Source organism: Dissulfurimicrobium sp. (genome assembly GCF_049968175.1).
Classification (GTDB): Bacteria; Desulfobacterota; Dissulfuribacteria; order Dissulfuribacterales; family Sh68; genus Dissulfurimicrobium; species Dissulfurimicrobium hydrothermale.
The window spans coordinates 1,933-10,203 of the sequence record NZ_JBMFRG010000063.1; the positions used below are offsets into that span (position 1 = coordinate 1,933).

General features: G+C 48.4%; 8 protein-coding genes and 3 pseudogenes. 5 read left to right on the forward strand and 6 right to left on the reverse strand.

The window, feature by feature from the left end:
* The 4 genes from ACP5SG_RS08115 to cysC all read right to left on the reverse strand — a co-directional run.
* Positions 1 to 896, reverse strand: an 896-nt coding sequence (locus ACP5SG_RS08115) for a class I SAM-dependent methyltransferase (protein ID WP_428123406.1), incomplete at its 3' end; no start/stop codon positions are given.
* On the reverse strand, positions 889 to 2,142 hold the full coding sequence (locus ACP5SG_RS08120) for an ABC transporter ATP-binding protein (protein WP_428123420.1): 1,254 nt from the start codon (positions 2,140 to 2,142) through the stop codon (positions 889 to 891). The genes ACP5SG_RS08115 and ACP5SG_RS08120, both read right to left, overlap by 8 nt.
* A 1-nt stretch (position 2,143) precedes the next feature.
* A complete protein-coding gene (locus ACP5SG_RS08125) occupies positions 2,144 to 2,944 on the reverse strand; it encodes an ABC transporter permease (protein ID WP_237888790.1) in 801 nt (266 codons plus the stop codon).
* A gap of 67 nt (positions 2,945 to 3,011) precedes the next feature.
* A complete protein-coding gene (gene cysC, locus ACP5SG_RS08130) occupies positions 3,012 to 3,608 on the reverse strand; it encodes an adenylyl-sulfate kinase (protein ID WP_428123413.1) in 597 nt (198 codons plus the stop codon).
* A 232-nt stretch (positions 3,609 to 3,840) separates the two neighbouring features.
* Here cysC and ACP5SG_RS08135 point away from each other — a divergent pair, with 232 nt between their 5' ends.
* Positions 3,841 to 4,635 (forward strand): coiled-coil domain-containing protein, encoded by a 795-nt coding sequence (locus ACP5SG_RS08135; RefSeq protein WP_237888788.1) that lies wholly within the window; start codon positions 3,841 to 3,843, stop codon positions 4,633 to 4,635.
* 17 nt (positions 4,636 to 4,652) lie between these two features.
* On the opposite strand, the pseudogene ACP5SG_RS08140 reads toward ACP5SG_RS08135, so the two are convergent.
* Positions 4,653 to 4,875 (reverse strand): annotated as a pseudogene (locus tag ACP5SG_RS08140) (GDP-mannose 4,6-dehydratase); the annotation flags it as partial.
* Here ACP5SG_RS08140 and ACP5SG_RS08145 point away from each other — a divergent pair.
* The 4 genes and pseudogenes from ACP5SG_RS08145 to ACP5SG_RS08160 all read left to right on the forward strand — a co-directional run bounded on the left by ACP5SG_RS08145 (position 4,856) and on the right by ACP5SG_RS08160 (position 7,128).
* Positions 4,856 to 5,128: pseudogene (locus ACP5SG_RS08145) on the forward strand (type II toxin-antitoxin system Phd/YefM family antitoxin). The pseudogenes ACP5SG_RS08140 and ACP5SG_RS08145 sit on opposite strands and share 20 nt — an antisense overlap.
* Positions 5,128 to 5,434, forward strand: a pseudogene (locus ACP5SG_RS08150) (type II toxin-antitoxin system RelE/ParE family toxin); the annotation flags it as partial. The pseudogenes ACP5SG_RS08145 and ACP5SG_RS08150, both read left to right, overlap by 1 nt.
* A 123-nt stretch (positions 5,435 to 5,557) precedes the next feature.
* The gene (locus ACP5SG_RS08155) at positions 5,558 to 5,719 is read left to right on the forward strand and encodes a type II toxin-antitoxin system HicA family toxin (protein ID WP_424661871.1); all 162 of its coding nucleotides are present in this window, start codon (positions 5,558 to 5,560) and stop codon (positions 5,717 to 5,719) included.
* Between the two features lie 230 nt (positions 5,720 to 5,949).
* Entirely contained in the window at positions 5,950 to 7,128 is a 1,179-nt protein-coding gene (locus tag ACP5SG_RS08160) for an ATP-binding protein (protein WP_424661870.1), read from the forward strand.
* A 123-nt stretch (positions 7,129 to 7,251) separates the two neighbouring features.
* On the opposite strand, the gene ACP5SG_RS08165 is transcribed toward ACP5SG_RS08160, so the two are convergent.
* Positions 7,252 to 8,214, reverse strand: coding sequence for an IS110 family transposase (locus ACP5SG_RS08165; protein WP_428123424.1), 963 nt, complete (start codon positions 8,212 to 8,214; stop codon positions 7,252 to 7,254).
* Between the last annotated feature and the right edge of the window lie 57 nt (positions 8,215 to 8,271).

Below are 8,271 nucleotides of genomic sequence, written 5' to 3' on the forward strand. Positions count from 1 at the left end.
TCGGAGGCTTCAGCACGCTCCCTTGCAGCCTTTACATCATCCTCTGCACGCTGCACTAAACGCGAACTCAACAATGCTATTGCGTTACTTGCTTGATCAAGCTTTTCGGTCAAAGCTTTCAACAGCTGTGATTTTTCGGCTGTTCTGTCTTCATCGTATTTTAAAGCCATTTGATCTATTTTCGTGCCAACCGGTTTGCTAATGTCAAAGATAGAGTCAAATTTAGAGAGCATACCGGCATCGGAGGAACCTTTTTGCGCCACCACGGCATAGTCAGGGCTGACTCCACTAAAGACATTCCATAACGTGGTTTTCGTCGTAAGAACGTCAATGGGTTGCTGGAGTCGCAGGATTTTGTGTCTAAAAAAGCCATGATATTCCACCAGAAAACTCAAAAGCTGAGGAGGAATGGGTCTCAGGTGAGTGGGATCCAAATAAAAATTAGTGGAAGAAACTATGAGGTTTTCAGGGTTGGGCGTTTCAATAATGAGAATACCCCCCGGGACAAGGACCCTTTGAGCTTCCTTAACCAGTTTATCGACCGTCTCGAAAGGCAGGTGCTCTACTAGATGAAACGCTGTGACCACGGCTTGAGAATTATCATTGAGAGCCTCGAGGGCTTCCACGGCGTCCATTTTTTCCACTGAAAATCCGAGGCTACGGGATACCTCAAGCATTCTGTCGTTTATATCGATTCCCTTTGCGTTAAAGCCGTTTTCTGCCATGAGCTCAAGCCATTCACCTCGACCGCATCCAAGATCGACGGCAGAGGGTCGGCTGTAGAATTCCATCAGAGGATTGACAAAAGGAAGATAGATAGACAGGCGGCTTTTGATCAAGGTTCGGGATCCTCTATGGCGTTCTTCGAAGGCGTAATAAAAAGCGTCGTCAGCCATTGCCTTTGCTCCCGGGATCAGAATGTGAAGGCTCATGCCATTTAATACAAATGGGTAGGTTACAGACACCTATGCCTAATGGATGATCTCCAGGTACTACCTGAAACACTAAGGCTCTATCCCACCAGTCGTAATTTCCTGAAACATGGCTGGGGCTTTTATGAAGGGCAACTGTTAGACTGTAACTTCCTGTTCCAAATAAAAGCTGAGGGATTTGAAAGTCCACCCAAATTTGCTGGTTTACGGGAGGCCATTTCGGGGAACAACCATGATGAAAGGTGTTGGTCCCGAAGACGTCATTACCCAAACGATCTCGAAAGAGTATTCCCACGGTCAGATCTTCAATAGGCTTGTGGATTCTGGTGCCAACTCGAACGGTCACCGGTTCCCCGCTTCTTACCGCTCTTACCGCAGTGCCGTTGTTTAATAGCTCGACTGCGGTAATTTCCGCATGTCCGCTTCCGGAGCGCGTTATTTTGTGCCCAGTTTCCATTTCTACTTGGCGGATCTTCAAGTCCTCCTTTGCTTTCACTATTAATGCGTTGTAGTAATCTAGGACGGCATCTGGTGAATCGTCTTTTACCAAAAGTCCGGTGTCAAGCAATAAAGCCCGATCGCACAGAGTTTTAACCATGGCAGGGCTGTGAGAGACGAAAAGCAAGGTAGTGCCTCTGTCACTAAAGCTTCGTATACGGTCAAAACTTTTGTGCTGAAACGCGGCATCCCCCACAGAGAGCGCCTCATCAACGATCAGAATATCTGGCCTCACGCATGTTGCCACAGAGAAGGCCAGCCTCACCTGCATGCCACTGGAATATACACGCACGGGCTGATCGATATAGTCTCCGATCTCCGCAAACTCCTCGATCTCACGCATCTTCGTCGTCACCTCGTCACGGGTCATGCCCTTTAACTGCGCAGCCATATAGACGTTCTCACGGCCTGTGAAGTCCGGGTGAAACCCCATGCCCAGCTCCAAAAGGGCAGAGACTCGGCCACCCACTCCCACTGTGCCGGTGGTAGGCTTCACCGTGCCGGTAACGATCTTAAGTAACGTGCTCTTCCCAGCGCCATTTACGCCCACAATGCCCACGGCCTCGCCGGGCTGCACCTCGAAACTCACGTCCCTAAGCACCCACTTGAGCTCGTGATGTACGCCAAGCCCCAACCATTCCAAAAAACGGCCGGATTTCTTGCGATAGCGTTTATAGGCCTTGCCAATGCCGTTTACACGAATATAGCCCATTTTATAACTCATCCACGATCTCGCCGCTGAGCCTCCAGAATGCGAACATACCCAGATAAACCAGACCAATCGAAAGGACCCCGGGATAGATAAGGCTGGCCCAGTCAGGGAAACGCCCGTCGAGAAATATCGTGTGCATGGCGTTTATCAAAGACCACATCGGGTTCCACTTCAGGAATGCGGCTGCGAAGGGAGGCAGCGTCTTGTTTGCATACACGATCGGCGTCAGCCAGAACCAGAATTGCAGGACGATCCCCATAGTCTGCTCCACATCCCTGTAAAATACGTTTATGGTGCCCAGAAGAATGCCAAGCCCTATGCCAAAAGCGACAAGGATGGCTATGACAGGGATGGCCGCCACGACTGGCAGGCCCGGGAAATTGCCGCTGACGACGAGAAAGGCGATAAAGATGGCCATTACGATCGCGTAATTTATAAGGCTTGAGAAGGTCAGGATAAGCGGCAGGCAGAGCTTGGGGAAACTGATCTTTTTCAAGAGGTTCGCATTCTGCACGAATATGCCCACAGAGCGGCCCAGGAGTTCGCTGAAAAAACCCCAGGTCAGGACCCCTGCGCAGAGATATATGCTGTAGGCGAATCTGGAGTCGTGGCCTGGCAGGGACGGCTTCATGATCTCGGCGAACACCAGCGTGTATATGGTGATCATGGAAAGCGGCTGGATTATGGTCCACAGAAAGCCGAACTGGGTGTTGCGGTACCTTGTATGGAACTCGCGCTTGACGCTTGCCGCGATAAAACCGCGAAAGGCCCAGACATCCCGAAGCATCCCGACAGAGATCATATATTCAGGTTAACAGCGGATAAGATTATAAACTGGCAAAACCGCCAGATGCTTACAAGCATTGTATTCACGTCGTTATAAGCCCCTTTTCTTTAAGAAAATCCATCAACCTCATAATGCATTCATCTTTCGAATCCCGCTCTGTGTCAAGGATTATATCGGGGTTTTGTGGTATTTCATAAAGTGAGTCAATCCCTGTAAAATTTTTAATAAGGCCCTGCCTGGCCTTTTTATAGAGGCCCTTCGGGTCTCTCTTTTCGCATGTCTCAAGCGAGGCCTTTACATAAACCTCTATAAATTGATAACCCTTTGCAGCGACGATCCCTCTGGCCAAGAGTCTTTCCGCCTCAAGGGGCGCAATAAAGGCGGCGATTACAAAAAGGCCGGCATCGAGCAGGATAGCTGAGACCTCTGCCACCCGTCTAATGTTTTCCGTCCTGTGAGAGTCTGAAAAACCGAGGTCTTTGCAAAGCCCCTTGCGGATTATGTCGCCGTCGAGGAGATAAAAATGATGGTTTAATTTTTTAAGCTTTTCGCAAAAAAGGCTGGAAAGAGTAGACTTCCCTGCACCGCTCAGCCCGGTAAACCATATCAGATGAGGGACCATGGCAACCATTTGTTTGTTGTTATTTTTTATGCGCTGCACTATAATAATACCCGGCAAATCAGGCCTCTTCCCTTTTTACCCGCTCCAGATCCGCATCCATCATCATGACATCAGTTCATTTCATTGCCGCAATATAATTTAAGCATGATCAAGATCAAGCCAAAAAGGTATTTATTTTCAGGAGCTGCTTGGGTTTATTAAAGATTATTTTTAAATTTTCTAAAGGTATTTATTTTTTCTCTTTTGTGATATATTTTTAAAATTCAATAGATTTTAAGGGGCTTCATCCGTGTCTGTGATCGAATTGGTGAGAATGTTGGATAAGGTCGAACCCTCGCTTCGTTCCATACTTCTGGGGATCCTTGAGGAGATGGAGCGCCAACAGCGGGATCGTGTCACCAAAAATGAGTTTAACGAACTCAAGGAGGTCGTGCGCGAGCTTGCCGAGGCGCAGAAAAAGACAGAGGAACGGCTGTGCCGTCTGGAGGATACGGTAAGGGAGCTTGCCGAGGCGCAGAAAAAGACAGAGGAACGGCTGTGCCGTCTGGAGGATACGGTAAGGGAGCTTGCCGAGGCGCAGAAAAGGACGGAACAGAGGGTAGGGGAGCTTGCCGAGGCACAGAAAAGGACGGAACAGGAGCTCGGCAATCTAGCCAAACAGGTAGGCGGGCTTTCTGATGCTGTGGGATACGGCATCGAAGACAGGCTCATGCCATACATTCCAGCCTATGCGAAAAGGGTCTTCGGTCTCGAGATATTGAGGGTATCGAGAAAAAACATTGAATACGGCGCCGATAGATATGACGAGGTGAACATCCTGGCCGAGGGTAAGGATGCAAACGGCAATCCTGTATATCTTGTTGGAGAGTGCAAGGCCCAACCAGGGAAGAAGGATGCCGACCGTTTCGCAGCCATGCTGGAGCGCCTTTCTGCAGTGCTTGGTAAAAACATACAGGCAATGCTCATCGGGTACACATTCACCCCTCAAGTCGAGAAATATATGGCCGGACGATATCCAACCATCAAACCGGTCAAGACCTATGAAATTGAGATGGGGGCGATAGGCAAAGGCTTCGCCGGTTGAAGATATGACCGGACGGATCAGGCAAGTTCCCTTTTTACCCGCTCCAGATCCGCATCCATCATCATGACAATCAGTTCATTCAGCCCTGTTCTGGCCTCCCAGCCGAGCCTGGCCTTTGCCTTGGCCGGGTTGCCGATAAGCACATCAACCTCTGCCGGCCTGTAAAATTCTGGGTCGATCACCTTCAAGGCCCCTGAGCGGTGATTCGTGGTTGAAAAGGATGCCTGACGAGCACGGCAATGGCGGCAGTTACCTGAAGGCCCATGCCGCAGAAATCGTGCGTAACCTGTCGGGGCAAGGTGAACCCCTGGTCATCACCTAGAATGGCGAAGCTAAGGTCGTTATGCAGGACATCGAAAGCTATGAGCAGACCCAGGAGACCATGGCCCTTCTGAAGATTCTTGCGCTCGGCACGCTTCAGATTGAGGAAGGCAAGGTCCAGCCTGCCGGTGATGTCATTCAGCGACTTCGAAACCAGAGCAAGGGTCGCTGATGACTTTCCAAATATTTCTGACCGACGATGCGTCCCGGGACCTGGAAGAATTGAATCCCACGACGCGCCGGGAAAAGCGGATTAGTTTTCTCTCAAATAGAGAAGGCCTTTTCGAGCCTCTCTGAAAATCCGGAGCGAGGAGCCTATCCGAAGGAACTGCTGGCCGTTGGACTTTGCGAGTACCGTGAGATTTTTTTCAAACCCTACCGCATCATTTACCGCGTCATGGCCGAAAATGTATACGTCATGGTGATTGCCGATGGCCGTTGCGATATGCAGACATTGCTGCAACGACGTCTTTTCAGGCATAACTCCCCCTTGCCCCCTCAATTACCCCGCTACAGCACGGTGGCTCATGGGAACCGCTTGGTGCGGACCAGCATGCTAGAATGATTGCACCTATCGAGGTTATGGTGCGTGGGTGAGAAAATCCAAAGACTGACAGCCAAAGAAGCTGAAAAAATGTTATTTGACAGCGGATTTGTGCTCATTAGACAAAAAGGCAGCCATCGTATTTATCTCAAAGGAAACTGTCGAATGGTTCTGCCACATCATGCGGGCGGAATCCTTCACCCAAAAATCATCAAATAACTTTTAATGTTATTGAAAAGTGCAAATAACCTGCCCTGGCTCAGTATAATAAAGGCCTGTCCGTCCTTAGCTTCAAGAAAATAGGATAAAAAAGGACAGGCATTTTTGTGGTTTTTGTGGGGTAAGAGGGGGTAATAGATATGACAGTAGTGCGTAGGGATTTGAAATAGTATAACGTACAAATATAAACTTTAACTTGTAAATTGTACCATTTTTGTTAACTTGGATTTATGATTGAGAGAAAAATTGAGCCAGTATTAAAAAAATTATCTACTCAGTATCCCATTGTCACCATTACGGGGCCGAGGCAGAGTGGCAAAACCACATTGTGCAGAGCTACATTCCCGGATTATCAGTATGTAAACCTCGAAGCCCTGGATGTAAGGGCCTTTGCACTTAGCGACCCGCGAGGCTTTCTCAACCAATACAGCAATCGTGTTATATTAGATGAGATTCAAAGAGTTCCATCGCTACTTTCTTATTTGCAGGTTATTGTCGATGAAAGAAAAGAGCCAGGACAGTTTATAATTACAGACAGTCAACAGTTTGAGATAATTAGTAACATAAGCCAGACACTTGCGGGTAGGACAGCACTATTAAAATTGTTACCTCTTAGTATTTCTGAAATTCAGACTCATTATGATATAAGCTCAATCGAAAGTTTAATATTAAATGGTGGTTATCCTCGTATATATGACATGTCCTTAAATCCTAATCAGGCAATGGCTGATTATCTTGTGACATATGTAGAGCGAGACTTAAGACAGCTTGTTAACATCAAGGATTTAAGTCTTTTTGAGAAATTTCTAAAATTATGTGCCGGCAGAATCGGACAGGTTTTAAACCTCAACAGCTTAGCAAATGATGTCGGGGTATCCGGGACCACTGCCAAGGCATGGCTGACACTTCTTGAGGCAAGTTTTGTTGTTTTTCTTTTGCCCCCTTGGTTTGGCAATGTATCCAAAAGATTGATAAAATCACCAAAATTATATTTTTACGATGTGGGCCTGGCCAGTTATCTTCTTGGGCTTGAAAATGAAAATCAGGTGGAGAGAGACCCGTTGAGAGGGAATCTCTTTGAAAATTTAGTCCTGATGGAAATTTTAAAGTACAGATATAATTTGGGCAAAAGAAGTAATCTGTACTTTTATCGGGATAATAAAGGGGATGAGGTTGATATAATTTATGAGCTGGGGAGGGATCTGTTTCCTATGGAGGTTAAAGCCGGTGCCACGGTAGCTGAAGATTTTTTTAAAAATATCAGGAAGTTTTTTAAAATATATAAACATACACCATTTGGAGGTGCGGTAATTTATGGTGGTAAGACACCTCAATTAAGAACAGATATTAAAGTATATACAGTGTGGGATATTGAAAAGATGCTGGAAGGGTTGAAAGCCCCCCTGTAGATACTGTTATCCATGTCAAGTGCCATGATGTAATATAATACCGTTGGTTGAGTCAAAGATTTATCCTATTTTTGAGCCGTAGTGCTTGGGCTTCGAGGCTTATAGATGGAAACATGGCGCCAGTTAAACGCCATGGAGGGCCGGATCGAACGGCTTACCAGACTTGAGGATGCCAAAGGCAACATGGATCAGTTTGCGCATCATGGCGCCAATAATGACCATGGGCGTCTTTCCTGCCGAGGCCAGGCGATCTCTGAACGCACGTCCCCATGCGGTCTTGGTGATGGCGACCATGGCAGGCATATAGAGCGCCTTACGCAAAAGCGTATGCCCCATCTTGGACAGGCGAGGTTTGCCACGGACGCTGCTTCCTGACTCATGTTGACGCGGATCGAGTCCGGCGAAGGCGGCAGCCTGTCTGGCATTTTCGAACCGAGGCGGCCCACCGTAGTACGACAGCAGCACAGGAATGGTTTTCTCGCCCAGACCGGGAATGCTGTCGAGAATCTCACGCTGTTCCTTAAGGTCGGGATCATTGTCGATCTTTTTGCGGATAGAGTCCTCAATCTCAATGATGGCTTTATTCAGATACTCAAGATGCCCCTCAATATCTTTGCGTACTGCTTCGCGGGCCACCAGTAGACGATTTTTCTCCTGTGTGCACATGGCGTCCAGCGCCTGACGCCTGGCCACCAATGCCCTGAGTTCCCTGATGGCCGCAGAGGGCGCCTGCCATGGCTCCGGATGGTGAGTCACGCAATACTCGGCGATCAGTCTGGCATCCACACGGTCGGTCTTGGTGCGTACCCCGGAGGCGGCGCCGAACGCCTTGATTCTTGCCGGGTTAACGACACTGACCGTGAAGTCTGTATCGGAGAGGTGCTCGGCCACGGCCTCCCAATATGTTCCGGTCGCCTCCATGCAGACATGAAGGTCAGAAACATCATGCTTGGTCAGCCAGGCTGTAAGGGCCTCAAAACCCTGGACGGTGTTGTCAACGATCCTGCTACGAAACTTGCCCTCTGGAAGACGCAGGGCGCAATCCAGTTTGGCTTTTGCCACATCGATTCCAAGTGTGTGTCTCATAATAATCCCTCGCGCAATCAACCTTGTAAATGCGGGCTTCCGGCTATGCCGGGCCAA